General features: G+C 43.2%; 27 protein-coding genes. 18 read left to right on the forward strand and 9 right to left on the reverse strand.

The window, feature by feature from the left end:
* The first annotated feature begins 34 nt into the window (after positions 1 to 34).
* The 12 genes from pcrA (at position 35) to accA (ending at position 13,181) form a co-directional block, all read left to right on the forward strand.
* The gene (gene pcrA, locus EST42_RS09610; protein ID WP_134645213.1) at positions 35 to 2,326 is read left to right on the forward strand and encodes a DNA helicase PcrA; all 2,292 of its coding nucleotides are present in this window, start codon (positions 35 to 37) and stop codon (positions 2,324 to 2,326) included.
* Between the two features lie 23 nt (positions 2,327 to 2,349).
* On the forward strand, positions 2,350 to 4,386 hold the full coding sequence (gene ligA / locus EST42_RS09615; RefSeq protein ID WP_134645214.1) for an NAD-dependent DNA ligase LigA: 2,037 nt from the start codon (positions 2,350 to 2,352) through the stop codon (positions 4,384 to 4,386).
* A gap of 53 nt (positions 4,387 to 4,439) precedes the next feature.
* Entirely contained in the window at positions 4,440 to 5,624 is a 1,185-nt protein-coding gene (locus tag EST42_RS09620; RefSeq protein ID WP_134645215.1) for a CamS family sex pheromone protein, read from the forward strand.
* Between the two features lie 104 nt (positions 5,625 to 5,728).
* Positions 5,729 to 6,364, forward strand: coding sequence for a YfbR-like 5'-deoxynucleotidase (locus tag EST42_RS09625; protein WP_134645216.1), 636 nt, complete (start codon positions 5,729 to 5,731; stop codon positions 6,362 to 6,364).
* Between the two features lie 118 nt (positions 6,365 to 6,482).
* Positions 6,483 to 6,659: a hypothetical protein gene (locus EST42_RS10660; RefSeq protein ID WP_167711235.1), complete on the forward strand. Its 177-nt coding sequence runs from the start codon at positions 6,483 to 6,485 to the stop codon at positions 6,657 to 6,659.
* Between the two features lie 9 nt (positions 6,660 to 6,668).
* The gene (locus tag EST42_RS09630; RefSeq protein WP_134645217.1) at positions 6,669 to 7,409 is read left to right on the forward strand and encodes a hypothetical protein; all 741 of its coding nucleotides are present in this window, start codon (positions 6,669 to 6,671) and stop codon (positions 7,407 to 7,409) included.
* A 14-nt stretch (positions 7,410 to 7,423) separates the two neighbouring features.
* A complete protein-coding gene (locus tag EST42_RS11690; protein ID WP_167711237.1) occupies positions 7,424 to 7,594 on the forward strand; it encodes a hypothetical protein in 171 nt (56 codons plus the stop codon).
* A 22-nt stretch (positions 7,595 to 7,616) separates the two neighbouring features.
* Entirely contained in the window at positions 7,617 to 9,629 is a 2,013-nt protein-coding gene (gene uvrB / locus EST42_RS09635; RefSeq protein ID WP_134645218.1) for an excinuclease ABC subunit UvrB, read from the forward strand.
* A gap of 80 nt (positions 9,630 to 9,709) precedes the next feature.
* Complete coding sequence (locus EST42_RS09640; protein WP_134645219.1) at positions 9,710 to 10,123, forward strand: acetyl-CoA carboxylase biotin carboxyl carrier protein; 414 nt, start codon at positions 9,710 to 9,712, stop codon at positions 10,121 to 10,123.
* A 64-nt stretch (positions 10,124 to 10,187) separates the two neighbouring features.
* The gene (locus EST42_RS09645) at positions 10,188 to 11,564 is read left to right on the forward strand and encodes an acetyl-CoA carboxylase biotin carboxylase subunit (RefSeq protein WP_134645220.1); all 1,377 of its coding nucleotides are present in this window, start codon (positions 10,188 to 10,190) and stop codon (positions 11,562 to 11,564) included.
* Positions 11,561 to 12,415, forward strand: coding sequence for an acetyl-CoA carboxylase carboxyltransferase subunit beta (locus EST42_RS11455; protein WP_134645221.1), 855 nt, complete (start codon positions 11,561 to 11,563; stop codon positions 12,413 to 12,415). Before EST42_RS09645 ends, EST42_RS11455 begins: the two co-directional genes overlap by 4 nt.
* Complete coding sequence (accA, locus tag EST42_RS11460) at positions 12,408 to 13,181, forward strand: acetyl-CoA carboxylase carboxyltransferase subunit alpha (RefSeq protein ID WP_134645222.1); 774 nt, start codon at positions 12,408 to 12,410, stop codon at positions 13,179 to 13,181. Before EST42_RS11455 ends, accA begins: the two co-directional genes overlap by 8 nt.
* Positions 13,182 to 13,225: 44 nt before the next feature.
* Here accA and EST42_RS09660 read toward each other — a convergent pair whose 3' ends face one another.
* The 4 genes from EST42_RS09660 to EST42_RS09675 all read right to left on the reverse strand — a co-directional run bounded on the left by EST42_RS09660 (position 13,226) and on the right by EST42_RS09675 (position 16,439).
* Positions 13,226 to 14,686 (reverse strand): peptide MFS transporter, encoded by a 1,461-nt coding sequence (locus EST42_RS09660; protein WP_134645223.1) that lies wholly within the window; start codon positions 14,684 to 14,686, stop codon positions 13,226 to 13,228.
* 493 nt (positions 14,687 to 15,179) lie between these two features.
* Positions 15,180 to 15,347 carry a sugar phosphate isomerase family gene (locus tag EST42_RS11280; protein ID WP_245150470.1) on the reverse strand — a complete coding sequence of 56 codons (168 nt, stop codon included), beginning with the start codon at positions 15,345 to 15,347 and terminating at the stop codon, positions 15,180 to 15,182.
* 396 nt (positions 15,348 to 15,743) lie between these two features.
* Entirely contained in the window at positions 15,744 to 16,013 is a 270-nt protein-coding gene (locus EST42_RS09670; protein WP_134645224.1) for a hypothetical protein, read from the reverse strand.
* Between the two features lie 3 nt (positions 16,014 to 16,016).
* The gene (locus tag EST42_RS09675; protein ID WP_134645225.1) at positions 16,017 to 16,439 is read right to left on the reverse strand and encodes an HIT family protein; all 423 of its coding nucleotides are present in this window, start codon (positions 16,437 to 16,439) and stop codon (positions 16,017 to 16,019) included.
* 122 nt (positions 16,440 to 16,561) lie between these two features.
* On the opposite strand from EST42_RS09675, the gene EST42_RS09680 reads away from it, so the two are divergent.
* Genes EST42_RS09680 through trmB form a run of 3 tightly spaced genes read left to right on the forward strand, consistent with a single transcriptional unit; the run spans position 16,562 to position 19,018 of the window.
* Positions 16,562 to 17,263, forward strand: coding sequence for an ABC transporter ATP-binding protein (locus EST42_RS09680; RefSeq protein ID WP_134645226.1), 702 nt, complete (start codon positions 16,562 to 16,564; stop codon positions 17,261 to 17,263).
* Complete coding sequence (locus tag EST42_RS09685) at positions 17,263 to 18,372, forward strand: ABC transporter permease (protein ID WP_134645227.1); 1,110 nt, start codon at positions 17,263 to 17,265, stop codon at positions 18,370 to 18,372. The genes EST42_RS09680 and EST42_RS09685 overlap by 1 nt, the downstream gene beginning before the upstream one ends.
* A complete protein-coding gene (trmB, locus tag EST42_RS09690) occupies positions 18,356 to 19,018 on the forward strand; it encodes a tRNA (guanosine(46)-N7)-methyltransferase TrmB (protein WP_134645228.1) in 663 nt (220 codons plus the stop codon). Before EST42_RS09685 ends, trmB begins: the two co-directional genes overlap by 17 nt.
* A 42-nt stretch (positions 19,019 to 19,060) precedes the next feature.
* Here the strand turns inward: trmB and EST42_RS09695 are convergent, their stop codons facing one another.
* Positions 19,061 to 19,486, reverse strand: a complete 426-nt coding sequence (locus EST42_RS09695; protein WP_134645229.1) for a DUF2507 domain-containing protein — start codon at positions 19,484 to 19,486, stop codon at positions 19,061 to 19,063.
* 112 nt (positions 19,487 to 19,598) lie between these two features.
* On the opposite strand from EST42_RS09695, the gene EST42_RS09700 reads away from it, so the two are divergent.
* Both EST42_RS09700 and EST42_RS09705 read left to right on the forward strand, forming a co-directional pair.
* Positions 19,599 to 20,525: an ADP-ribosylglycohydrolase family protein gene (locus EST42_RS09700; RefSeq protein ID WP_134645230.1), complete on the forward strand. Its 927-nt coding sequence runs from the start codon at positions 19,599 to 19,601 to the stop codon at positions 20,523 to 20,525.
* A gap of 187 nt (positions 20,526 to 20,712) precedes the next feature.
* Complete coding sequence (locus EST42_RS09705; RefSeq protein WP_245150471.1) at positions 20,713 to 21,117, forward strand: AEC family transporter; 405 nt, start codon at positions 20,713 to 20,715, stop codon at positions 21,115 to 21,117.
* Between the two features lie 173 nt (positions 21,118 to 21,290).
* Here the strand turns inward: EST42_RS09705 and EST42_RS09710 are convergent, their stop codons facing one another.
* The 3 genes from EST42_RS09710 to EST42_RS09720 form a co-directional block, all read right to left on the reverse strand.
* Positions 21,291 to 22,187: an IS3 family transposase gene (locus tag EST42_RS09710; protein WP_134645231.1), complete on the reverse strand. Its 897-nt coding sequence runs from the start codon at positions 22,185 to 22,187 to the stop codon at positions 21,291 to 21,293.
* Positions 22,142 to 22,534, reverse strand: a complete 393-nt coding sequence (locus EST42_RS09715; protein WP_245150472.1) for a helix-turn-helix domain-containing protein — start codon at positions 22,532 to 22,534, stop codon at positions 22,142 to 22,144. Before EST42_RS09715 ends, EST42_RS09710 begins: the two co-directional genes overlap by 46 nt.
* 177 nt (positions 22,535 to 22,711) lie before the next feature.
* Positions 22,712 to 24,073, reverse strand: coding sequence for a gluconate:H+ symporter (locus EST42_RS09720; protein WP_134645232.1), 1,362 nt, complete (start codon positions 24,071 to 24,073; stop codon positions 22,712 to 22,714).
* Positions 24,074 to 24,370: 297 nt separating this feature from the next.
* On the opposite strand from EST42_RS09720, the gene EST42_RS10670 reads away from it, so the two are divergent.
* Positions 24,371 to 24,808, forward strand: coding sequence for a hypothetical protein (locus EST42_RS10670; RefSeq protein WP_167711239.1), 438 nt, complete (start codon positions 24,371 to 24,373; stop codon positions 24,806 to 24,808).
* A gap of 697 nt (positions 24,809 to 25,505) precedes the next feature.
* Here the strand turns inward: EST42_RS10670 and EST42_RS09725 are convergent.
* Complete coding sequence (locus tag EST42_RS09725) at positions 25,506 to 25,820, reverse strand: CHY zinc finger protein (RefSeq protein WP_134645233.1); 315 nt, start codon at positions 25,818 to 25,820, stop codon at positions 25,506 to 25,508.
* Between the last annotated feature and the right edge of the window lie 116 nt (positions 25,821 to 25,936).

Below are 25,936 nucleotides of genomic sequence, written 5' to 3' on the forward strand. Positions count from 1 at the left end.
TGCACAATGCATAATTTGAAAGGGGAGACAACACATGAGTTCACTACTTGATGGCATGAATGACAAACAGGCTGAGGCGGTTATGACAACGGAAGGTCCGTTGCTTATCATGGCCGGCGCCGGTTCTGGTAAGACACGCGTGTTGACTCACCGCGTCGCCCACCTAATTAAAGACTTGAACGTGATGCCTTGGCGAATTTTGGCCATTACATTTACAAACAAAGCCGCCCATGAAATGAAGGAACGTATCGGCCAACTGGTTGACGCCGAAGAAGCAGATGCGGTCTGGGTATCAACTTTCCACGCCTTAGCTGTGCGAATTTTGCGTCGTGACATCGACAAACTAGGCTACAAAAAAGATTTTTCAATCATTGATGCCGGTGCACAGCGAACGCTTGTAAAGCGCATTTTGAAAGATTTGAACGTGGATATTGAAAAGTATGATCCCCGTTCTGTGCTAGGCACTATTTCCAACGCAAAAAATGCCATGGAGAAGCCGGCTGCCTACACTGAAAAAGCTAATGGGCCTTTCGAAGAAATTGTGGCGAAAGCATATACTGAATATCAGCACCAACTTGCGATTGCACAATCTGTCGACTTTGATGATTTGATTATGTTAACGATTGAATTGTTTCATCAAGAGCCGGAAGTGCTTGAATTCTACCAAGAAAAATTCTTATATGTGCACGTCGATGAGTATCAGGACACCAACGACGCCCAATATGAATTAGTCACGTTATTATCAGCAAAACACCGCAACTTGGCAGTTGTGGGAGACTCTGATCAGTCTATCTATGGTTGGCGTGGGGCCAATATGCAAATCATCTTGAATTTTAATAAAGATTACAAAGATGCTAAGACTGTTATGTTGGAGCAAAACTACCGTTCAACGCAAACTATTTTGGATGCTGCTAATGCAGTTATCGAACATAATAATGAGCGCATTGCTAAAAATCTGTGGACTGACAATGGCATGGGCGACAAAATCACTTATTACCGCGGACAGTCTGATAAAGATGAGGCATTATATGTTATCGCTCAAATTCGTGATGGTGTACAAAATCAGGAACGTAATTATCGTGACTTTGCTGTGTTATACCGTACGAATGCCCAGTCACGTGGTATTGAAGAAGCTTTGGTGAAGGCCAACATGCCTTATACAATGGTGGGTGGTTCAAAGTTCTATGAGCGTAAGGAAATCCGTGATGTTCTTGCCTATTTGGCTTTAGTGACCAATCCAGCTGATAATGAAAGCTTTTTGCGCGTGGTTAATGAGCCAAAACGTGGTATTGGTAACACCTCAATCGAAAAGTTACGGGCCTTTGCCTTACAGAATGATTGGCCATTATTAGACGCCGCCAAGAATGCGGTGATGATTCCAGGTTTAACAACTCGTGCCGCTAATCAGCTGACTCAATTCGCTAAATTAATTAGCACGCTCCGTCAGCAGACAACATTCGACCTAAGTATTACGGATTTGACACGTCAAATTTTGGATCGTACGGGCTATGAAGAACAATTCAAAGCCTCACCAACACCCGAAAACCAAGGTCGATTGGAAAACTTGGCAGAATTCCTGTCAGTAACTGAAGAATTTGATAAGAAGTACGAACCGACGGAAGAAAGTATCTCTAAGTACGTGGACTTCTTGGGCGAATTGGCCCTTGTGTCTGACCTTGATAGCGTGGATGAGGACACTGATAACCAAGTCACTTTGATGACGTTGCACGCTGCCAAAGGATTGGAATTCCCTGTGGTCTTCTTGGTTGGAATGGAAGAAAACCTCTTCCCACTCTCCCGCGCAGCAGCTGACGATGCCCAACTAGAGGAAGAACGTCGATTGGCATATGTGGGTATTACACGTGCCAAAGAGAAACTCTTTATCACTAACGCGTACTCTCGACTGCTTTATGGTCGGACGACGAGTAATGTTCCATCACGATTCATCGATGAGATTAGCCCTGAGCTGATTATGCAGCCAGCCGGTCAACAATTGTCCGCTACTGCAAATCGTGATGGTGCATTGCCATTCGCACGCCGAACGCAACAAGCCACGGCAACCACGTTTGCTGGTCGACAACGCCAAGCCGAGCAAAGTGGCACGCTATTCCGAACTACTTCGACAGTCACGTCAGCAACACTTGGCACTGGCGCTGATAAAAAAGCCTGGACGATTGGTGATGCGGTTAGTCATAAAAAGTGGGGTGTTGGCCACGTTGTTAAAGTTTCAGGTACTGGTGAGGACCAAGAATTAGATATTGCTTTCCCTGATCAAGGGATTAAACGTTTGCTTGCTGCGTTCGCCCCAATTCAAAAGGTGGAGTAGCACTTGCAGGAGCTTATAGAACAATGGATAACTTTCAAGATATCGCTTCAATAACTGTCATTGAAGCGAAAGCAGAAATTGATGCGCTACAGCAAGATTTGAAGCAATGGGCGCAAGAATATTACGAAAATGATGCGCCATCTGTTGAAGATGCCGTGTATGACCGTAAATACAATCGATTGGAAGCGCTAGAAGCAGCCTTTCCCGAGTTAGTAACGCCAGACTCAATCACGCAACAGGTTGGCGGAAAAGCCACTAAATCTGATTTGCCAAAGGTAGTTCACAACATCCCAATGCTGTCGCTAGGTGATGTCTTTTCGTTGGATGAATTGTACGACTGGCTGACAACAACACAAAAATCATTTAACACACCGCTTAGCTATAATGCTGAGTTGAAAATTGATGGTCTTGCGATTAGTTTAATTTACGAAAACGGTGAACTGATTCAAGCATCAACTCGGGGCGATGGTAACATCGGGGAAGACGTTACGGCAAATGTACGCCAAATTAAACGGATTCCTAAAAAACTTAATGAACCAATTTCAATTGAAGTACGTGGCGAAGTGTATATGCCGAAAGCAGCTTTTGTGACATTAAATGAGCAACGCGAACGTGACGGCCTGTCAATATTTGCCAATCCACGTAACGCAGCGGCAGGATCGCTACGCCAATTAGATGTCAAGGTGACGAAGCAGCGCCAACTGGATGCCTTTTTATATGCTGCAGTTGACGCCGAAAATATACTTGGTGTCACGACACAAGCTGGCTTATTACAACGGTTAGCTGAACTTGGACTACCAGCTAACCCAACGAACGCAGTTGTCGCTTCCGAAGCAGACATCGCAGCCTACATTAATGATGAAACAGCCACTCGTGATGAGTTAGCGTATGGAATTGATGGCATTGTCATCAAAGTTAATTCCCTAGCTTATCATGAGGAGTTGGGTAACACTATTAAAGTGCCACGTTGGGCGATTGCGTACAAGTTCCCGCCTGAAGAGGCTCACACTGTTGTACGCGACATTGAATGGACCGTTGGACGAACAGGGGCAGTTACACCAACAGCTGTGATGGATCCCGTCCGGTTGGCAGGTACAACCGTAGCCCGCGCTTCGCTACATAACCCAGATTATTTGAATAGTAAAGATATTCGAATTGGTGATACTGTGACCTTGCACAAAGCAGGAGACATTATTCCGGAAATTGGCCAGGTGATTTTGAGCCAGCGTCCAACGGATAGTGAAGTTTATCAAATGCCTGTGAGCTGCCCGGCTTGTGGTCAAGAATTGGTACACATTGATGGTGAGGTTGCTTTGCGCTGCATTAATCCTTTCTGCCCAGCACAAATTCAAGAGTCATTGACGCACTTTGCTTCTCGCGATGCGATGAATATTGACGGACTTGGACCAAAGATTGTGGAACAGTTACTCTCACGTCATATGATTAACCAAGTTTCTGATTTGTATCGCCTGACATTTGAACGATTACTCACTTTGGACAAGTTCGGCGAGACATCAGCTAACAATCTATTGCGCGCTATCGAAAATTCTAAGCAAAATTCGGTCGAACGCCTGCTATTCGGTTTGGGTATTCGCAACGTTGGGGCAAAAGCTGCTAAGACCATTGCTGCCAAATTTGTGACATTAGATGCCATCGCCCACGCAAGTGCAGATGATATCGCAGAATTACCTGGCATGGGCTTGATTATCGGGCGCAGTATTGCGCAGTATTTTGATACTGAGCATGCACAAGAGTTGGTCGCTGATTTTGAGCAACTCGGCGTTAATACGCGTTACACGCAAGCCGTTGAAATTGCGACGGATACTATCTTTTCTGATAAGAAGGTCGTTTTAACTGGCAAATTAGCGCTATTTAGTCGTTCAGAAGCGGCCGCTTGGCTTGAATCTCAAGGGGCAACCGTTAGTGGTTCCGTTTCTAAAAAAACTGATTTATTAATTGCCGGTGCTGATGCTGGATCAAAGTTAACCAAAGCACAAGAATTGGGCATAGAGATTTGGTCAGAAGCGCAATTGCGTGATAGTATGGATAACAACAACTAAAAATGAATATCAGTTGACGATAGGCAATATTTCGCCAACTAAAGGAGTAACACATGCGTGCATTAAAATGGATTGCCGGTATTTTCGGTGTTGTTGTGCTAGCAGCCGCACTCGTGTTCTTTGGAAATTTCTTTTCAAAGAACTCATCAAATATCGCGACAAAATCTAGCACAACGAAGTCTGCGAATTCTTCATCAAAAAAAGGAATTCAAGTCACTGGTAAAACGGATGATTCATCATACAAAATCGTCATTAAAGACGGTAAGTATTTAACAAGCAAGGCCCGTGGTATTACGGCTGGTCAAGAATCAAACAACTTCAATATGGTGAGTTTTGAAAGCGGCCTCTTAGACTTTTCAAAGGAGCACTTCAATACATCTAAGTATGTGTTCCAAGAGGGTCAATATCTCTCAGCTACAACGGCAACAGAGTGGTTGAACCGTAAGTCAGCCGATAATCCAGATGGATTAAATCCTGAGGATAACGGTAAAACTGACGATTCACGAGCACCTTTCTACCTACAGACACTTGAAGAACAGGACTTCATGACGCAAGATGGTAACGACTTGAAACTTGCTGGAATCGTTATTGGTATGGCTATGAATACGCAAGATGTCTACCAAAAGGAACAGTGGGGTGCAAACTTTACGCAAGACATTTCAAAGGCTGACCGCATTGCGCACGGTAAGGAAATGGCTGCAGAAGTTGTCAAGCGCTACCGCGCCATGAGCGGTGTTGGCAATGATGTGCCAATTTATGTGGCGATGTACGCCCAAGCACCTGAGGATTCATTATCAGGTGGTAATTTCTATAGCTGGAGTGTTGCTAATTCGGGGGATACCTTGGCTAATTGGACCAATCTTGATCGTCAGACGGTTGTTTTGCCAATGCAAGATGGGACAACATCAGAAAAGTCCGTTGGTAGTGCTTTGAATACGAGTTTTAAGAACTTCACGGATAAGCTCCAAGGATTCTTCCCAAACTTGTCTTCAATCACTGGCCAAGCGTCTTATGCTGGCTCGAATTTGAAGGGATTGAACGTCACTGTTTCAACACAATTCTACTCAGCAACAGAAATTGAAAGCTTTGCTAACTACATTGCTGAAACAGCACCAAGTTATCTACCAAATGGCGTCCCTGTACAAATTCGTCTGGAAGCTTCAACTGGTATGCAAGCCTACATTATCAAGGATGCTAATGATAGTAAGTACACTGTCACAATCCTTGGTTCATACTAAAAAGTTTAACCGGCAATCCCCTAAAATGGATTGTCGGTTTTTACTTGCAATTTACTAAGAATACCCGTAGTATAGAAAAAATGAAATTTTGGGGGAGTAAGAATATGGGAATGCATCAATACCTGTCTGGATTAAATGAATTGGAAATGATTACGCGTGCACCGGGTTACTTCAAGTACCAACCACATTCTGTTGCGGCCCATTCATGGAAAGTAACTGAAGCTGCGCAATTTTTGGGTGACATCGAGGAGCAGTCTGGCAATGAAATTGATTGGCGAATGTTGTACGAGAAGGCTTTAAATCACGATATTACGGAGCGCTTCATTGGGGATATCCGAACACCCGTTAAGTACGCATCTGCTACCTTACGTCAAATGTTAGCAGATGTTGAAGATTCGTTATCAGATAACTTCGTCAAAACAGAAATTCCAACGGAGCTACAAGCAGTATACAAGCGCCGGCTTCACGAAGGTAAGGACGATACTTTGGAGGGACGTATCCTTTCCGTCGCCGATAAGGTTGACTTATTGTATGAAGCATACGGCGAACTACAGAAGGGTAACCCTGAGCCTGTGTTCTTGGAGATTTACAAGGAAAGTCTCGCCACTATTTTCGCCTTCCGTGATATGCCAAGTGTCGCTTATTTCATTAAGGAGGTTTTGCCAGAACTATTAGCAGAACAATTTCCTGGATCAGAACAACTCCAGCGTATCTACATTGGAATCTTTAATTCAAAATAGAGAATTTCCGTTATAATAATAGTAAGAAATAAAAAGCCACTACACTCTCAGTGGCTTTTTGATTGTTGTACCAACCAGTGATGTTTAACTGTAATCATTGGTACTATAGAGAGAATCTATGAGAGTAATTCGCATTTTATTGTTCAACGCAGTCGTTGTTGCTGAACTTGCGGTTGGCCTGGCGAGTCACCCCACTGTGATTGCTGCTGCACCAGCAACGGCAGAAGAAATCAATAATAACTATAAAACTGTTCGATCGACGAAAGATTCGCTGGGACACAAAATTTTTGCATAACAGCAAATTGTGGCGAAAGACAATGCTGATGTCTATCGTATTTTAGCAAAAAAATCCGACGGATCATTTCAACAAATTGCCTCTACAAATGATAAAAGTGTGCTGAAAAAGTGGACGCATTATTGGGCACTGCCATATATTCAAAATACGTCGTCCCTGACACCACAACAAGCATCATTAAAGTCACACACAAAATTACTGTCATTTGTGGACGGACAATTGCCGAATAATTTGTCAATTAAAACACTAAAAAACACGTTGGTAACCGCTGATGCGCAAGTGTCGATTATGGCCCCCATCAAAAAGGGACAGTGGACAACAACACTCTACTATCATATTAAAAGTGATGCTGACGACGATGGTTATGTTAGTGCGAAAGCAGTTAAACAATTAACCGACCCCAATCAAGCAAGTAGCGCGTCGACAAATAATGCCACTTTGCCGTTTGATAAAAAAATATGTCTGAAATCAACGCATTACGCAAAAAATGGCGAAAAAAAGGTAGTATTTAACAATAAATCGCTCATTATCGCGCACAGCAGCAAGCCAAACTGGGGATACTCGATAACCATATGGGCATGCAGACGGCCTTTGATCGCAAAGGTGGTAACACTTGGTCACTATCTGGGGAAAACCTTCAGATGGGGGACACGACCACATTTGGGACATCAGCAACTGATTTTGGTAAAAATACGGTTGCTAACTGGTACACTAATAATGGCGTTGCCAATTTTTCTCACCGAAAGCTGATGTTGTCGCTGTACATGAATCAAATTGGGATCGCGTTAAGTAAAAAAGACGGTAAATTCATTATCGTAACGGAATTTGGTTCAACTAAAAATATCAATCAGACTGGCATCGATGCTTGGAATGATTATTTCCAATCGACCCGCGAAACGGGGGCATTCAATCGACCAGCGCATGATCTAAACTAACAATACGGAAGCGAGGGGTAATATGGTAAATCGCGATGATAGTCATGAATATGAGGTGGTTTCAAAATATGAGCCAACCGGTGACCAGCCAACAGCGATCGACAAGCTAGTAACCGGTCTTAAAAATGGGGAAAAAGAACAAATTTTGTTAGGTGCCACCGGAACAGGAAAAACATTTACTATTTCGAATGTGATTGCCCAGGCCAACAAACCCGTTCTTGTCTTATCACACAATAAGACGCTGGCTGGCCAATTATACGGTGAATTTAAAGAGTTTTTCCCAAATAACGCGGTTGAATACTTCGTTTCTTACTATGACTACTATCAGCCCGAGGCATACGTACCATCATCTGATACCTATATTGAAAAAGACTCTTCAATCAACGATGAGATTGATAAGTTGCGTAATTCTGCGACGGCTTCCTTACTTGCTCGAAACGACACCATCGTCGTGGCATCAGTCTCGTCAATTTTTGGATTAGGTAGTCCTGAACAGTATAATGACCACGTTATCAACGTCCGTGTGGGTGACGTGATTGAACGTAACGACCTCATGCGTCGCCTAGTTGATATTCAATTCCAACGCAATGATATTGACTTCCAACGTGGTCGTTTCCGCGCTCGTGGTGATGTTTTAGAAGTCTTTCCAGCATCATCTGATGCTAAGGCGTTGCGCATTGAATTCTTTGGTGATGAAGTTGACCGGATTCGTGAAGTTGATTCCCTTACTGGTGCAGTAACGTCTGACCTAGACTTGGCCACCATTTTCCCAGCCACTCATTTTATGACCAATGATGCCATTCGTGAGCGAGCACTAAAGACCATCCAAGCTGAATTGGATGCCCAACTAAAAGTCTTTGAAGAAGAAGGCAAATTGTTGGAAGCACAACGCCTGAAGCAACGTACTGAATATGATATTGAGATGATTCGCGAAATGGGCTTCACCAGTGGCATCGAAAATTATTCACGCCACATGGACGGACGAGCCCCGGGCGAACCACCGTTCACGTTACTCGACTTTTTCCCAGATGATTTCTTAATTGTTGTGGACGAGTCTCACGTAACCATGCCCCAAGTACGTGGTATGTATAAGGGGGACCGTGCCCGTAAGGAAACGTTGATTGACTTTGGATTCCGACTACCATCGGCTCTGGATAATCGACCACTACGTTTAGAAGAATTTGAAGAGCACGTTAACCAAATTATCTACATGTCAGCGACACCTGGTGATTATGAAGAAGCGCGGGTTAGCCAAGATGATGTCGCCCAACAAATCATTCGTCCAACTGGACTACTCGATCCGGAAATCGAAGTTCGGCCAGTTATGGGTCAGATTGACGACTTGTTGGGTGAAATTAACGAACGTGTCGCCAAAGATGAACGTGTGTTCGTAACGACGCTTACCAAAAAAATGGCGGAAGATTTAACCGATTACCTTGAAGATGTTGGGGTTAAGGTTAAGTACTTGCACTCTGATATTAAAACACTTGAGCGTACTGAAATTATTCGTGATTTACGACTTGGCAAGTTTGATGTTTTAGTAGGTATTAACTTGCTTCGTGAAGGAATTGACGTACCGGAAGTTTCTCTAGTCGCGATTTTAGATGCCGACAAGGAAGGGTTCTTACGTAATACTCGCTCGCTGATTCAAACAATTGGACGTGCGGCCCGTAATGAAAACGGTCACGTTATTATGTACGCCGACAACATAACTGGGTCAATGCAAGCTGCGATGGAAGAAACCGCCCGGCGTCGCACGATTCAAATGTCATACAATCAAGAACATGATATTACGCCTCATACCATCAAAAAGGAAATTCGTGGTCTCATTTCCGTTAGCCATGATACGGCGGAGACCAACGAATCAACTAGCTTTACTGAAGTTTCCTTTAAGGACATGGCTCGCCCAGATCAGGAAGCAATGATTGCTAACTTGGAAGACCAAATGCGCGCAGCCGCCAAGCGATTGGACTTTGAAGAGGCTGCTAGCTTACGTGATGCCGTCATGGAGCTTAAACTACAACTTGGTATCTGATGACATTGCACACTATGTTATAATGTTTATTGGTATTTCTGTTGTAAATGCAGGAAAATATAGATTGCTAGGGGATTATCATGGATTTTAGTCTAGCTGATATTCAGGCGTTAATGCGTGATTTCGAGAATAGTTCATTACGTGAATTCAAACTCGATATGGATGACACCCATTTACACTTGAACAAAAATGAAGCGCAAACGACACCTGTGTATCAAACAACAACGGTTGATACACCAGTTACTGTTGACGAAACACTAACAATCACGGCCCCATTGGTTGGGACATTGTATTTAGCTTCGAAACCGGGTGTTGCAAACTTCAAGCAAGTTGGCGACCCTGTTTCGATTGGTGAAACAGTGGCAATTATCGAATCGATGAAGTTAATGACTGAGGTACACAGTGAGGTAGCCGGGACTATTGTGGCTATTAACGCTGAAAATGAAACGGTCGTTGGGTATGACGACGTTTTGTTTACGGTACAACCGAATTAATTCATGAGAAAGAGAGGCCGGAACGTTGTTCCAGCCTCTTTTACGTTAATGGAGTTTAAAAATAATGTACAAAAAAGTATTAGTTGCAAATCGTGGTGAAATTGCAGTCCGTATCATTCGGGCTTTGCATGAGTTGAATATCAAAGCAGTGGCAATTTATAGCACTGCAGACAAGGAAGCTTTGCACGTACAACTAGCCGATGAGGCAATTGGGGTTGGCGGACCTAAGCCGCACGATTCGTACTTAAACCGGCAAAACATTGTCAGTGCTGCCTTATTGACCGGTGCTGAAGCCGTCCACCCCGGCTATGGCTTCTTATCTGAAAATGCCATGTTTGTGAACATGCTACATGACGTTGGTATTGATTTTATCGGCCCTCGAGCTGAGACCATTGATTTAATGGGGGATAAAGCGGCAGCTCGAGAGACAATGCGAGCGGCTGGCATTCCCGTCATTCCGGGAAGCATCGGTACATTAGCAACGAGTCAAGAAGCTGCTGAAATTAGTGCTGAAATCGGTTATCCGGTCATGCTTAAAGCAGCCGCTGGTGGTGGTGGTAAAGGTATGCGTTTCATTCCTGACGCCGCAACTTTAGTTGAACAATTCGATCGCGCGCAAGCTGAAGCGGTACGTGCTTTTGGATTCGGTGAGATGTATGTCGAAAAAGTAATGACAGACGTTCGCCACATCGAAGTTCAAATCATGCGTGATGCAACAGGACAGACCGTTTATTTTCCGGAACGTGATTGCTCTATTCAACGTAATCACCAAAAAATGATTGAAATGTCGCCTGCAGTAGGTATCACAAGTGAGATTCGTGAAAATCTAGGCCATCTGGCGGTAAAAGCTGCGAACACTTTAAACTACGTTAATACCGGCACCTTTGAATTTCTTGCCGACCGCGATAATCATTTTTATTTTATGGAAATGAATACCCGGATCCAAGTTGAGCATCCAGTCACCGAAGCCGTGACGGGCCTAGACCTCGTTAAGATGCAAATCCTTGTGGCTGCAGGTGAACCATTGCCAGTTGCCCAACAGGATATCCAAGTTAAACAGCATGCAGTAGAAGTGCGTTTAAATGCTGAAAACCCACTCAAAAACTTTCAACCGAGCGCTGGACAAATTTCATTTAGTTACTTACCGTTTGGTGGCCCTGGCGTGCGTTTTGATTCGGCGATTTATACTGGCGAAGAAATTGCTCCCTATTATGATTCAATGATTGGCAAAGTTATTGTATCTGCCAATAGTCGCGACGAGGTCTTCACAAAGTTATCTCGTACACTGGATGAAGTGGTTATTCACGGTATTGATACTAATCTCTCAATTCAACGGGACTTAGTGTACAATCAGGCCGTACAGCAAGGCATCGTCCCAATTGATTTTGTGGAAACGACATTTTTGCCGGCCTGGTCAGTAGAGGAGATTCAAGAACCATGACGCAATTATTTGAAAATAACCCGAATAAATTTAAACACACAGCACCTGCGGATGCCCGGACTCGTGGGCAAAAGGGTGATTGGGTAATTTGTGCTTTTTGTGGCGCACAACAGTATAAAGAAGAGCTTGGCGAGTTCTTAGTTTGTGGTGTTTGTGGCTTTGGGTTTCGCTTAGGTGCGGCACAGCGTGCCAATATGATGACAGACAGTTTTACAGAATGGCACGCTGACATTGAAATGACAACACGGGATTTCCCTGGCTATGCCGAAAAGTTAACGCGCGCTCAGGCTGCGACTGGCCTAAAAGAGGCTGTTTTGACTGGTGAAGCCATCATTGAACATCAGCGGACTGCCTTGGCCATTATGGACGCTGGTTTCATGATGGGGTCATTAGGTGCTAAGACTGGCGCCAAGTTGGTGGCTCTATTTGATGATGCGACGGCAAACGGCTTACCAGTTATCCTTTTTTCTGCATCTGGCGGTGCGCGAATTCAGGAAGGTATTCGAAGTCTGATGCAATTAGCAAACGTTTCTGCAGCAATCGCACGGCATCGCGAGACGGGTTTGGTATACATTGTTGTCCTAACCGATCCAACCATGGGTGGGGTCACAGCTTCCTTTGCTATGCAAGGTGACATTATCTTGTCTGAGCCACATGCCTTGGTCGGTTTTGCTGGTCGCCGAGTTATCGAACAAACAATTCATGAAACACTACCCAAGGATTTCCAACGTGCTGAGCATATGCAAGCTAGCGGATTCATTGATGCGATTGTCGCGCGACCTGAGTTGCAACATTACCTTGGTCAGCTCTTGCGCGTACACCAAGCACCGAAGGAGGACGCCTATGTCTGACAAAAAACCGATTGAAATCGTTCAGGCTTCCCGTGAAGACCGCTTTTTGGCTCGTGATATTATTGCTGGTTTGATAACAGATTTTCAAGAATTACACGGTGATCGCGCTCAAGGAGATGATCCCGCCATCATCGGAGGCGTTGGCCTGTTGGATGAACATCCAGTTACAGTTATTGCCATCAATCGTGGTGCTGAAATCGCTGAGAAATTAAAAACGCGTAACGGATCACCTGAAGCGAGCGGTTATCGGAAAGCGTTGCGCTTGATGCAACAAGCCGATCGATTCAATCGGCCAATCATCACCTTCATTAATACACCAGGCGCTTTTCCAGGCAAAACTGCTGAAGAAGGCGGGATTGGTCAAGCAATTGCTGAGAGTATCTTGCAAAGCATGTCCTTTAAGGTGCCAATGATTGCTGTTATATACGGAGAAGGCGGGTCAGGCGGGGCGCTAGCACTAGCAACATCTAACCGAGTATGGATGTTCGAACACGCCATCTATGCCATGTTGTCACCAGAAGGGTTTGCATCGATCCTGTTTAAGGACGCCAAAAGAGCAGATGAAGCCGCCGCATTATTGGGCTTAACCCCACAGGAATTGTTAGCGGCTCACGTCGTGGATCGTGTTATTCCTGAAATTGATGATCATGTTGCATTTTACGAACAACTTCGATTCGATTTGAAAAATGAAATAGCCGACCTACAAAAGCTGTCGACTACAGAACTGATTACACAACGTCAACAACGTTTTGCACAATTTTCATAAATAAAAAGGACCTCAAAAATGAGGTCCTTTTTATTTATAATTTATTAATCTGACAACCCGACTTGAAGTGCCTTAATCCGCTTAGAAGCAATCCAAAGCAAGAAACCAGCCACAATCGTAATACCACCAATAAGCAAGAAGTAATTAATTTCTGTTGATTTTGAGTACAACTGAACTAACTGGGCGTTCGCTGCCTGAGCGGTTGCATCAGATAGATTCCAAACAGTTAGCATTTGTGCCTGGAATGCCACCGGCGCCATTTTTGCTGACGCTGATAGTCCAACTGGTGAGATGAGCATTTCACCAACTTCAACCAAAGCCCACGAGGCAATCAACCACAGTGCGTTGAAGTGGTGGTTAACACCATACAACATGCCTGGAAATGCCATCCAAACAAATGATAGCCCAGCAAAAACAAGTCCTAGTGAGAATTTAACGCCCGTTGATGGTTGCTTATCACGTAGCTTTTTAGACCATAGCCACACAAAGAATGGCGTAAACAACATAATGAACAAGGGATTTAATGACTGGAACCAAGATGCTGGTGCACCGTGCAAGGCTGTCTGATCAGATGCAAACAACGCCAAGACAACGGATCCTTGTTCTTCGATTGACCAGAAGAGCATCGCTGCAATAAAGAGGGGAATGTATGCCCAAACGCGCTTGCGCTCCGCTTTGGTCGTCTTATCAGAAGTTAACATGACCACAAAGTAAATGACTGGCACCAAAATCGCCACAAACGTCAGCAAATTAATGACGTTGTTAATGTTCAATACATGCATCATGTCCATCGCGCCAATGATTACAGCAAATACGATGATAATCCCAAGAATTTTATAAATCAACGGCATGATTTCTTCCGGTTGCAACGGAGAAGGTGCCTGGTGCGCTGTATCCTTCAAATGTTTGCGCCCATCAAGGCTGTATTGGATAAGGCCGAAGAACATTCCAATTGCCGCTAATGAGAATGCAACGTGAAAATTAACATGTACTTGAAACCACCCAACCAAAAGAGGTGCGACGAACGCGCCCAGATTGATACCAAACACGTAGATAGAAAAGCCGGCATCACGGCGCTCATCCCCAGGCTGATACAAGTTACCGACCATCGTGGCCACGTTCGGCTTCAATAGACCCGTTCCTAAAATAATTAAGGCAATTGATAGGAATAATCCCAGCTTAGCTAATGGAATTGCCAAGGAAATGTGTCCGAACATAATCAAGACACCCCCGTAGAAGACCGTTCGCCAAGGTCCAAGTACTCGGTCAGATAAATAACCACCAATAATGCCTGACAAATAAACTAATGATCCATAGATTGACATGATGGCGGCACCAGTTGCTTGGCCAAAACCTAAGCCGCCTTTATCCACCGCATAAATCATGTAAAATAGCAAAATGGCACGCATACCATAATATGAAAAACGCTCCCACATTTCGGCGAAGAACAAGGTCATCAGGCCTCGAGGTTGTCCGAAGAAGGAGGTATCACGTTTCTGTTCCATCAGAAAAGTCCTCACTCTTAACAGTTACTCATTGTACTGAATTAATATTCGTAAATTTGACAACGCATTTATTTTACGCCGGTTTTTTATAGGATGCAATTTTTCTTAATGTATCTCACATTAAACAGAAAAAGCGCCTTTGTTAACTGACAAAGACGCTTTTAATATTCTCATTATGACATCACTGCATTTTCTGACGTAACCGTAGCTGCTGGCGTTGGCAAAATTTCTGATGCGGTTTCACGAGCCAAAAGTAACTTGAAGTTAGGGTGGGTTTGCAAGATAGACACTGGGACGTATTAACTGATTGGGCCAAAGAAAGCTTCCTTGATAATGTTCGCCTTCTTCTTACCAAACGCAATCATCACGATTTCCTTGGTGCTCATGATTGTCTTAGGTCCCATTGATACGTAGCCGGCAGGAACTTTTTCTTCAGAACCAACGCGGCGTCAACTTAATCATTTGCCTCAGAAGGAATATAGCGTGTCCCGTCTTAAAACTTGGTTACGCCAGGCAGGTTACCTGCGTAACGACCATCTGAACCAATACCGAGAGGCATAAAGCCCAATCCGTTTGCTTGTGCCAAACGCTCATTCAAAGTACCCCAGTTTGAAAAATCCAAACGGTGGTACAAATAAGCGGGCATTTTCGCTGGATTCAAAAGTACTTACGCAACGTTTTAGTTGTCATACCCTCTTCTGAATCTTCTTGTGGCACTTCATCAAAGTTCCACAAGTGCAGCTTAGGCATATTTGGACCATGAATGCGTTCCGGCATTGATCGTAAGAATACCAGCCGTCAAGGCAATGTTACGTACCTTTGGATCATAAATTTTTTTGTAGTAGAAAGTGAGACGTTTCGTTTGTTACATCTTGCTTTGTATCAACAATTTCAATTCGCATATTTATTCTTTCTCCTGACTTTTGCTTCACTTAACACTTACAAGTGTAGTGGGAGAATTTGACTAATTTTTGAAGGGTCCGCAAAGAATATTTGTGAGTGGTCTAGTATTGGTCCAAGAAAAAAGCGCTATCGACTATCGATAGCGCTTTCATTATTATTTCTTCTTTTTAAGCGATGCTAATTCTACTTGAATTCGAGCTTGTGTTTCTGCAATTCGATCCAAACGAGGCTGGTTCTTAAAATTCATTTTTTCTACTTGAATTTGTAAGTCTTTTGCAAATGTTTGGACATCGGGTACAGACTGTTGTACATTTGCCACAGCTTCCTTTAGTTGCTTCGTACCGGTAGCTATTCGTTTAACGGCCGCAACCCAAGCCATGACATGTTGTTTTTGCATTTCAAAAAAGGCTTTTGCTTGATCCATTAGTTAGTCCTCCATGTGACTCGCAATCCGGTCAGCCAGTGCTCGATAGTCGTCTTCTGACGTTGTTTCACTGTGGTCAGGCATTGGCACATCAAAAGTATCGTCCGCGTAACGTGGAATTAGGTGGAAGTGGGAGTGGAACACTGACTGTCCTGCGGCTTCACCATTATTTGACAAAATATTCAGTCCAATAATCTTGTCATCACTTGCCTTAATTGCGCGGGCAATTTTAGGTAGCTTTGACAAAACACGTGCCGCTAACGCTTCATCGTATTCAAAAATATCTACAACGTGTGTCTTTGGCACCATCAAGGTATGACCAGGCGTAACTTGACTCAAATCTAAAAATGCAAACACATCATCATCTTCATATACCTTATAAGCGGGGATATCACCTGCGATAATCATATCAAATACATCTGCCATGAGAACGCCTCCAAGTTTTATATATTAATACTATTATAACGTACTTTGTGCTGTGTGTCCGTACGTAAATATTAAAGATTATTTGGTAAAATAGAAGTAGACGAAAAAACGGAAGTGAAAATATGACATTATCAGTTAAAAATCTTTCGGGTGGTTATGGCCAATTGGCAGTACTACACGATATTTCATTCGACATTCAGGCCGGCAAATTACTAGCGTTGGTTGGATTGAACGGTTCGGGAAAGTCGACGACGATTAATCACATTATTGGATTATTAGCGCCCAAGCAAGGGCAGATTACCCTAAATGGGGTAACGCTCAAAACTGATCCAGTCAAATATAAATCTCAAATTGCCTACATCCCAGAGCAACCAGTTTTGTACGACGAATTAACACTTCGTGAGCACCTTGCATTAACGATTGATGTATATGGATTAAATGAAGAAACTGCTTGGCAGCGTGCAACAAGTCTCCTGCACACGTTCCGCCTGGATAACAAGCTGGATTGGTTTCCAACCCATTTCTCAAAGGGTATGCGACAAAAAGTAATGATTGTCATGGCTTTTATCACGGATGCCCCATTTTTTATTATCGACGAACCATTTCTGGGGCTCGATGTGATTGCCGTTAACGATTTGTTAACACTAATTGACGCGCGCAAAGCGACTGGTACGAGCTTCTTGCTAACAACGCACGTGTTAACGACCATTGAAAACCACGCTGATCAATTCATTTATTTGCGTGATGGGCAGGTTGCCGGGCAAGGAGCCGCGCAAGACTTCGCAACATTAGTGCCCGATATGCAACCCAACGAGGTAAGCTGATGGATAAGCGGCACTTATTTCAACAACGATGGACACAACAATGGCGTCTCTTCAGTAAGTACTTACGATACGTGTTTAACGACCATGCTGTCTTAGCGTTATTTTTCTTATTAGGTGCAGCTGGACTTGCATACCGCAACCTTTGGCAACATGCGCCGATTACGTTGGGGACAAAAGCCTTGCTGTTAATTATCCTCGTCATCACTTTGGTCATTTTCAAAACACCGGCTAATTTTTTAAAACCGGCCGATCCTGTGTTCTTAATAGGTGATGAAACCGCGCTGCGCCGTTTGTTCAAAACAGCGACGCTTTACAGTGCAGTCATTAACGGTGTGATTCAATTTATCATGACGATTATTTTATGGCCAATGATGTTTCGCTTACTCACACCTTACTTGAGTGTGGTTATTTTAGTGACACTTGTCCTGGTGTCAACTAAAATCATCCTGACGATTACCGCAGCTAAACATTTCGCAATGTATCGACAAGCTGATGCAGGTGACATGATTGATTGGCGCGCATTAATTGCAAATGAGGAAAAAAGGCAGAATAGCATCCTAGTTTTTTTCAACTTATTTATTGATGTGCCTGGTCAACGACCAAGTATCAAGCGTCATCGTTGGGCGGATCGATTCATTCACAACTGGCCAGGTCAGCAGCATAATCCACTCGTTAAACTAATGGTGACAACTTTCATCCGCCAGAGCCAATATGCTGGGGTCTGGTTGCGCTTAACTGCTATCGGTATCGTAGCCGGTCTGGTTACAACAGGATGGCTACAAACAGCTCTCTATGCGATTTTAATGTACTTGATTGTATTGCAAATTCTACCTTTAGTTGCGAGCCATCAACAACTTGTTTTTGATCATTTATTTCCTGTTACGATTGGCCAACGTCAGCAAGCATTCCGCTTTGCCATAATACCTTGGTTGGTCTTAACCATTATGATTTGGTCGCTGGTGGGATTCGCAACGACGCCTTCTGTCACACTTCTATTACAAAATGTCATAGGACTTGTCGTAGTAGGCGGTATTTTGGTATTCTGGTATACGGATCGCAGAATTGCAAACACGTTTAGAAGGAGAAATTCACGTGCGTTTACGAAATAAAAAGTGGACAAGCCCTTGGTTGGCAGAACACACGGACTTAGTTATTCCTCAGGACCGTGCAACAGGCCTACAAGGCAACTGGCAAAGCATCTTCGAAAAGGTGCAACCATTGCACGTCGAGATTGGAACTGGTAAGGGACAATTTATTATTGGCATGGCCAAGAAATACCCTGAAATTAACTTTATCGGCATGGAGATTCAAGAGGGAGCGGTTGCAGTTGCTGCACGCAAAGCTGATGAAGACCCAGCCAACTTACCTAATTTGAAATTCATTTATGGTGATGGTGCTGGCGTTGAGACGTACTTTACAAAGGGTGAAGTATCTAAACTCTTCTTAAACTTTTCTGATCCATGGCCAAAGAGTCGCCATGAGACACGTCGATTGACGTACAAGTCATTTTTGGCCGGTTACCAAGCGGTATTGCCAGCAGGTGGAGAACTAGAGTTTAAGACCGACAATCGTGGCCTGTTTGAGTATTCATTGTATTCATTCGCTAACTACGGCATGGTCTTCTACAAGGACGGCATTTCACTGAACTTGCACGAGGACGAGGAACAAATGCAGGACAACGTTGAGACAGAGTACGAGCATAAGTTCGCTTCTCAAGGATTCCCAATTTATAAATTCACTGGTTCTTTTAAGTAATACAAAAAAGACGACTAATCAACGAGATTAGTCGTCTTTTTGCTAGGGCTGCAATGTGCCGGGATTTTCCGTCATTACCGTAATGACAACGGTCTGCTTATTTGCTTCCCATTGGGCTTCGGCACCTGTGCCAAGCTGTTGCTGCGTTTGTTGAGCTAGAAAACCAGCTTCCAACGCGAAACTTGCATGATTGTTTTCATCAAAACGGGCACTGACCACAGGACCATCTAACCGCCAGACTTGTTCCGTTGGTTTCTTTGACGTCAATGTTAAGAACCCAAATCCGGCATCCATGAAAAATGTTTCGAGTGACATAACACCTGTTAAGTCAACATCACGGGCAAGGGCCTTACCAGCCCAATAAATAATTTCTGATTCATCATCTTGCAACAATTCTGGTAGCAATCGGTCACGCAATAGCGTTAATGCGAATAAATTCATTTCCGTCGTTTGTCCTGATTCCGACATAACGCACTCCTTTTATTACAGTTTCATAAACTAATTATAGTGGATTCTAACCATATTTGCCAATAATTTACATTAGTGTTACAATAAAATCCTTGAAAGGATGGATTGTGGCATGACTTTACCTGATAATCCGTTAATAAATAGCACGTTGGGATTAATCAATGGTGACCTTTTTGCACAAAAAATCATCATGGGCGACAGTTCACAATGGAGTAGCGATTCATCGCTAACGTTTGCAACTATCGATAGCTTATCTAACGGCTACATTTTGACCGACATCATGACCCAGTTTACATACTGGTATACAACTGGCGCTTATACCGCGGATGGTGCACCCCAGCATGCTGGCGATGTCACCCGCATGGCCATTGAAAATTTCCGTCAAACCCAAGATCCATTTACGTCGGGTGGGCGAGATGAAAGTGATAACGCGAACGGTGCTTTACTTCGAATTACACCAGTCGTGTTATACCTACAAGCAACGTACGGGGAAGATTTCATTAAAGATGACCCCGCTATGTTAACGCTGCACCAAGTGGGTGGTTTGACACACAACCATCCACGTTCGTTAATTGCGATTGGCCTATACGCCATGTTACTAAACGGTCTATTGAGTGGTATGAGTTTACCAGCAGCCTTTGACTTCGCAATTAGTAATTCATATGAATATTACGCAAAACACGCGGTCTTCGCTGATGAGTTGGTCGCTTTTGAAGCATTAAATACACCTGATTTTGAAAATATGCCCATCGAATCTTTGCACGCATCAGGTTATGTCGTCGACACGTTGGCTGCGACAATATGGGTGTTATTAAACAGTCAAAACTATGAAGATGCATTAACACTCGCTGCCGACTTACCGGGTGAACCGACCCGGGTTATGCCGTTAGTTGGTGCAGTTGCCGGTTTGATGTATCAGAAAACGCAATTGCCCACAACGTGGCTCAACACACATGGAGTAACGATTATTACGCGAGTGCTTGAGAAAGCAGAGCAAAGTGGTCGCTTTGCTTGCCCAGATACGCACCCAGTTGAATAGGTGATTAAACCAGAGCCTGATTCAGGACTCTGGTTTTTCTTATTTAGAAAGGAACAATTTATAATGTCAATAATGTGACGCAGTATATCCAGCGTTTTAATGATTCTTGGTTTAGTAGGCACCGGATACGTCTTAAAAAATACGTGTTTTCAACGATGATGATGAGCGCTTACGTAAGTTTTTATCTGTGTTTGTCACTAAAATTGCCATACCCGCTTATTTGATTGTTAGTATTCCGGAAGACTATACACCACAAACACTACTATCAGTCGGGCCGAAGTTAGTCTTGCCGATTGCAAGCATGTTAGTGTTATTTGGGCTGTTATTTTTAATCGCAAAATTAATCAAGGTAAACCAACACCATAAGGGATTATTCCGATCATTATTATTCAATTCAAATAACGCCACTGTGGGATTACCAGTTAACATGGCACTATTTGGTAAAGCCAGTTTGCCATACGTTTTGGTCTACTATATAGCCAATACCATCGTATTTTGGACATTAGGCATATATATGATTGAACGAGACACGGCAACCGATCGCCAATTCAGTCTCCACAAAACCCTGAAGGGGATTTTACTCCGCCAATGATCGCTCTAATCATTGCCATGATTTTAGTCCTGGCACGAATTCAATTGCCAACCTTATTGATGTTAGTTGTTATTCCAATTTTAATGATTTTAGTTAGTTAAACAAAAGAAACGCCCTGTCTCAAACACGAGATGAGGCGGACCCAAAAAGTTAAAGTGAAATATTTTAGCTGATTAAGCGGCCATTTGTCGGTATTCTACATGTGAGTGGCCGTTTAATTTTGCCTGAATTCGTGTGTTGTTGTAATACAGTATCCAATTGTTATTTGCATCAATCAACTCTTTTGCCGATGAATAATGGTGCAATGGGCCAATTTCGACCTTCAATTTATTAAAGAAACTTTCCATAACCGTATTGTCTAGAGCGGTCGCGCGACGCGACATGCTTTGGACGATGCGGTTTTGCTTTAGTGTCTTACGCCATGATCTGTGCCGATATTTCCAACCTTGATCAGGGTAAATGGTTGTTCGATAAGTAAGTTTTGGCATTCGGTCTACGAGCTGATTAAGCGGTTGTAAGGTAAATTCGAGATTCGGACGGGTGCTAATTGAATGTGTAAGAATCTCGTTATTGTACATATCTAGGATTGGTACTAAATATACTTTTTCTCCAGTGACCGGAACTTTAAACTCCGTGACGTCACTAGATAGTTTTTGTAATGGTCGATCAGTCTTGAAACGACGGTGAATCTTGTTCTTCACTCGTTTCCCTTCAGGACCCTTAGATGAATCATACTTACGCGATTGTTTGTTATACCCAACGCCTTTTAACCCCATCTCATGCATGAGTCGTTGGACCTTCTTGTGATTTACCTTTGCGAACTCGGGTTGCTTTCGCAACTCTAAATAAATCCGACGCACACCATAGTGATTATCCGCTTCCCAAATCATCCTGATAGCCACGCGAAGTGGCTCATCGGGGTCTTCCTTTTTAAACTTTCGTTTCCAGTAGTGCACTGTACTTTCTGCAATCGGAAGAACCTTTAGAATATCTACTAGTTTAAATTGCGCCTCAAGTCGGCAAGCTACTGCTGAGAGTTGTCGGTTCGTCGCTGAATCGAGGCTAATAATTTTAACGCTTTATTTTCAATCTTCAATCGAAGAACTTCGTCTTCGAGTTGAGCGAGTCGATTTTCTTGATCCGTCAATGGTTTATCTGACTTAGGCTTCATATTAGGCATTTTAGGTTTTCGTCCTTTTTGTATAGACAATAACCCATTTGGCCCAAGTTTGGAATATATCTCTTTCCCCTTTACTATTTGAGCGGTGCCTACATAGCCAAATTTAGCTGCAACTTCAGTATTTGAAGCGTTATTTCTGATTGCCCACGAAGCTAATTCAACTCGAAATGTTCCAGTTGGTTTTGGAGGATTAAATAACACGTCAGCTCCGTGTGTTTTATACGCCGCTAACAGCATCTTAAAACTCGTATAGTGTATGCCATAACGTTTAGCAACTTCTTATTTACTTTTGTTCCCTGAAATATATTCCAGGATTGCCTCAAGTTTTGTTTGTTTTGATATCTTAGTCATAAAGAAAAACCCCGAAAGTTACTTTAACTTTCGGGGTACGCCTCAAAATTGGGGCGTTTTCTGTTAGATAAACATATTCAAAATCAAGACAATAACCAAACCAACTACTGCAATCAACGATTCTAGAACCGTCCAAATTTTCAGTGTTTGCTTGACGTCGAGGTCAAAGTATTCTTTAAACATCCAGAAGCCGGCATCGTTAACGTGTGACGCTGCAAGAGAACCGGCACCAATAACCAAGACCATAAGGGCAGGATCAACACCAGCTTGATGCATCAATGGTTGTACCAAGCCGGCTGCAGTAAGGGCAGCAACCGTAGCTGAACCAAGAGCCACACGTAGAATAACCGTAATCACCCATGCTAGAATCAATGGCGAGATGTTAACGTGGGCGAAGAGGGTCGCTACTTGATCCGAAATACCACCATCAATCAAGATTTGCTTGAAAGCGGCACCACCACCGATAATCAACAACAGCATGGCAATTGACTTTACTGACTCTTCAATCGTAGCCGCCATTTCTTTAACCGTCTTATGTTGATGCCATCCCATTGACCACAATGCAAATAGCAGGGAAATGATCATCGCACCAACCGGATTACCAATCATTGTCACAAACGCATCTAATCCTTTAACTTTTGCAGCGTTAAATGGTTGCCCATCATTCACAATTATTGAGTAGATGGTCGTAATTCCCATCAAAATAACTGGGAACAATGATGTTAATAATGATAATCCAAATGAAGGTGTTTGCTTTAGATCAAACTGCTTCACTTCGCCAAATGCCGTCAATTCGCGCTTCACTGTGAAAGCTTCTGGTGCATAAGTTTTCGCCAATTTAGCGAAAACTGGTCCGGCAATGATTGCGGCCGGAATGGCAACAACTAACCCTAGCACCAATACTTTACCCGGATTTGCACCTAAAGCCCCCGCAATAGCAGTCGGCGCCGGGTGAGGGGGTAAAAACCCGTGGGTAACTGACAAGGCAGCTGCCATCGGAATACCTAGGTACAACAACGGTACACCCAACTCAAGCGCAATGGCGAATACGATTGGGATCAACAAAACCATACCTACTTCGAAAAATAGGGCGATCCCGATAATGAAGGCGGCAATCATTACCGCAATCTGTACACGCTTGCGACCAAACAAATTGATCAATGTGTGTGAAATGCGGTAAGCACCACCAGCATCTGCAACCAAGCGTCCAAGCATTGCGCCAAATCCAAACACAATTGCAAGTTCGCCTAATGAGCTACCAATTCCATTTTGAATCGAAACTGGAATCTGCGCAAAATTCATGCCGAGACCAAGCCCAACAGCAACAGCCGTTAAGATCAACGCGATAAACGTGTTCATCTTAACCTTAATAATTAAAAACAATAAGAGTAGAATGCCTACCAATAATACGAGTAATGAGCTCATAATCTTAATTCTCCATATATCCCCAAATAAATATCTCAATGAGACTGCTATGCCGTACCACTATTATAAAGTTAGTTTAATTAAATGTAAACGCTTTCCTTATTGAGTTTAAATTGATGACAAAACAGTCATGTCTAAAGAAGGTATAATAACTACAGATGTTTAATTTTGGGGGATTAAGATGGGATCACAGCTAATTCACGCAGCAATCGCGCAAAAGTTAATGACCATTCATTCTTTTTAGATGATACTTTCTTCCTTAGTGACGAGGCACCTGACTCTGATAAAACGTAGGATTTGACTAAAGGTGACACACATTTTCTTGTACCAAGCAATCGCGGCACACAACGAATTGATCTCGGGCAATTTTTAACGGAATACCTTAGCGGTCTAACTGACAATTTCATGCTGGGGTACTATACGCATTTGGTTGCCGATGAACTTTGGCTACAGGAAATCTTCAGCCACCCTATTGCGGCAGGTCCCGTTAAAGCCCGAAAACAATTGTTGTCGCTGTATTATCAAGATTTTCAACAATTGAATCGTTTCTTAATTAATCAGTATGCACTGGTACCTTACGACTGGGATATCACACCTGTTGCACACGCTACTGTGAACTTAAATACGTTAGGTCAGTTATGGCCGAATACAACCATGATTTCGACCAAATTGATGCGCGTTCGTTACAATTATTGCAACAATCTGAAGTGGACAACCATATCTCCAAGGTCGTAAAAATGATGACAGACATGATTAACAGCGGGCGATTCGTAGAGCAGCTAATCATGCCACAAGAAAAGGGGAATTTATAATGAAAAAAATTTTGGTTAATCTTAATTGGTGTACTGGCCGTGATTGGATTGTTGATTTTTGCGGGTATTCAAATTGAATGTCACCTGGTGGGAAACAAGGCCACCACGTTATTACCTATTGTTAGTAGGACACACACCACGGTGTTGATTTGAAAAATGTTGAAATCGACCCAACAACGCCCTAAGATTAAATAATGAATCTTTTAATCTTAAACAAAGCGCCAGCGGTTTGGTAACTGATACTTCAGCACAAGTCACCGGCGATACAGTCACCTATACCATTAAGACGGACAAACGGTCACAGACAATACTTAATCTTGGCCTGCGTACAAATGGTGACAAAATTGATGCTTTTGGTAGAAAAATTGTTCAATCAATGCAAGCTAGCGGGGCAAAACATTCGAAATTGGTTATTAATGTCACCAATGACGCAGGAGATTCTTTGAAGTCCCTAACTTACCGGTAACGTTGGTAATCATAAAATAGAGCGGGTTAAATGGCGTTATATTAAGAGTTCAGACTTTCGGAACACGTTTAAAAGCCGCCAATCCTCCGATTTTAAATTGGGAGATTGGCGGCTTTTGAAGCTGAGACAGAGAACTTCCGTCCCAGCCTCTTTTCTATTGCACGTATAAGTGCTTATGCAGGGAGCACCCGGGATTAAAGAGAGCCCCACAACTTTCACATTGATCAATTGTTTCATAATGTGCGTAGGTCATGTGTAACCCACAGACACCGCATAACAAAATCTTTTGTTGGGTTTGTGCTGCGTAACGGCCGAATGGGTGGCTTTCATATGCTTGATGACATTCATAACAGGCATAGAATTTGCCACACGTTGCACAGCGATTGGCGATAACATCACGCTCACTATGCCAATGAGCACACCGGCCTGCGGTATCTAAAACATTACCCCATATTGTTGTTTTTTCCATATTATCATGGTCACATAGCTGACCAAACAATACAACCCTGCTTTTTATGCACAGATATAAAACAAATATAGCCTTTTTTGAGGACAGCAAGTGTGTGATTTAACAAACTAAGTCGT

The organism is Weissella cibaria (genome assembly GCF_004521965.1).
Classification (GTDB): Bacteria; Bacillota; Bacilli; order Lactobacillales; family Lactobacillaceae; genus Weissella; species Weissella cibaria_A.

Bases quoted from the DNA above. Each gene is read 5' to 3' on its own strand.
- pcrA (WP_134645213.1), top strand. From the start codon at position 35: ATGAGTTCACTACTTGATGGCATGAATGACAAACAGGCTGAGGCGGTT.
- ligA (WP_134645214.1), top strand. From the start codon at position 2,350: ATGGATAACTTTCAAGATATCGCTTCAATAACTGTCATTGAAGCGAAA.
- EST42_RS09620 (WP_134645215.1), top strand. From the start codon at position 4,440: ATGCGTGCATTAAAATGGATTGCCGGTATTTTCGGTGTTGTTGTGCTA.
- EST42_RS09625 (WP_134645216.1), top strand. From the start codon at position 5,729: ATGGGAATGCATCAATACCTGTCTGGATTAAATGAATTGGAAATGATT.
- EST42_RS10660 (WP_167711235.1), top strand. From the start codon at position 6,483: ATGAGAGTAATTCGCATTTTATTGTTCAACGCAGTCGTTGTTGCTGAA.
- EST42_RS11690 (WP_167711237.1), top strand. From the start codon at position 7,424: ATGAATCAAATTGGGATCGCGTTAAGTAAAAAAGACGGTAAATTCATT.
- uvrB (WP_134645218.1), top strand. From the start codon at position 7,617: ATGGTAAATCGCGATGATAGTCATGAATATGAGGTGGTTTCAAAATAT.
- EST42_RS09640 (WP_134645219.1), top strand. From the start codon at position 9,710: ATGGATTTTAGTCTAGCTGATATTCAGGCGTTAATGCGTGATTTCGAG.
- EST42_RS09645 (WP_134645220.1), top strand. From the start codon at position 10,188: ATGTACAAAAAAGTATTAGTTGCAAATCGTGGTGAAATTGCAGTCCGT.
- EST42_RS11455 (WP_134645221.1), top strand. From the start codon at position 11,561: ATGACGCAATTATTTGAAAATAACCCGAATAAATTTAAACACACAGCA.
- accA (WP_134645222.1), top strand. From the start codon at position 12,408: ATGTCTGACAAAAAACCGATTGAAATCGTTCAGGCTTCCCGTGAAGAC.
- EST42_RS09660 (WP_134645223.1), bottom strand. From the start codon at position 14,686: ATGGAACAGAAACGTGATACCTCCTTCTTCGGACAACCTCGAGGCCTG.
- EST42_RS09670 (WP_134645224.1), bottom strand. From the start codon at position 16,013: ATGGATCAAGCAAAAGCCTTTTTTGAAATGCAAAAACAACATGTCATG.
- EST42_RS09675 (WP_134645225.1), bottom strand. From the start codon at position 16,439: ATGGCAGATGTATTTGATATGATTATCGCAGGTGATATCCCCGCTTAT.
- EST42_RS09680 (WP_134645226.1), top strand. From the start codon at position 16,562: ATGACATTATCAGTTAAAAATCTTTCGGGTGGTTATGGCCAATTGGCA.
- EST42_RS09685 (WP_134645227.1), top strand. From the start codon at position 17,263: ATGGATAAGCGGCACTTATTTCAACAACGATGGACACAACAATGGCGT.
- EST42_RS09695 (WP_134645229.1), bottom strand. From the start codon at position 19,486: ATGTCGGAATCAGGACAAACGACGGAAATGAATTTATTCGCATTAACG.
- EST42_RS09700 (WP_134645230.1), top strand. From the start codon at position 19,599: ATGACTTTACCTGATAATCCGTTAATAAATAGCACGTTGGGATTAATC.
- EST42_RS09715 (WP_245150472.1), bottom strand. From the start codon at position 22,534: ATGCTGTTAGCGGCGTATAAAACACACGGAGCTGACGTGTTATTTAAT.
- EST42_RS09720 (WP_134645232.1), bottom strand. From the start codon at position 24,073: ATGAGCTCATTACTCGTATTATTGGTAGGCATTCTACTCTTATTGTTT.
- EST42_RS09725 (WP_134645233.1), bottom strand. From the start codon at position 25,820: ATGGAAAAAACAACAATATGGGGTAATGTTTTAGATACCGCAGGCCGG.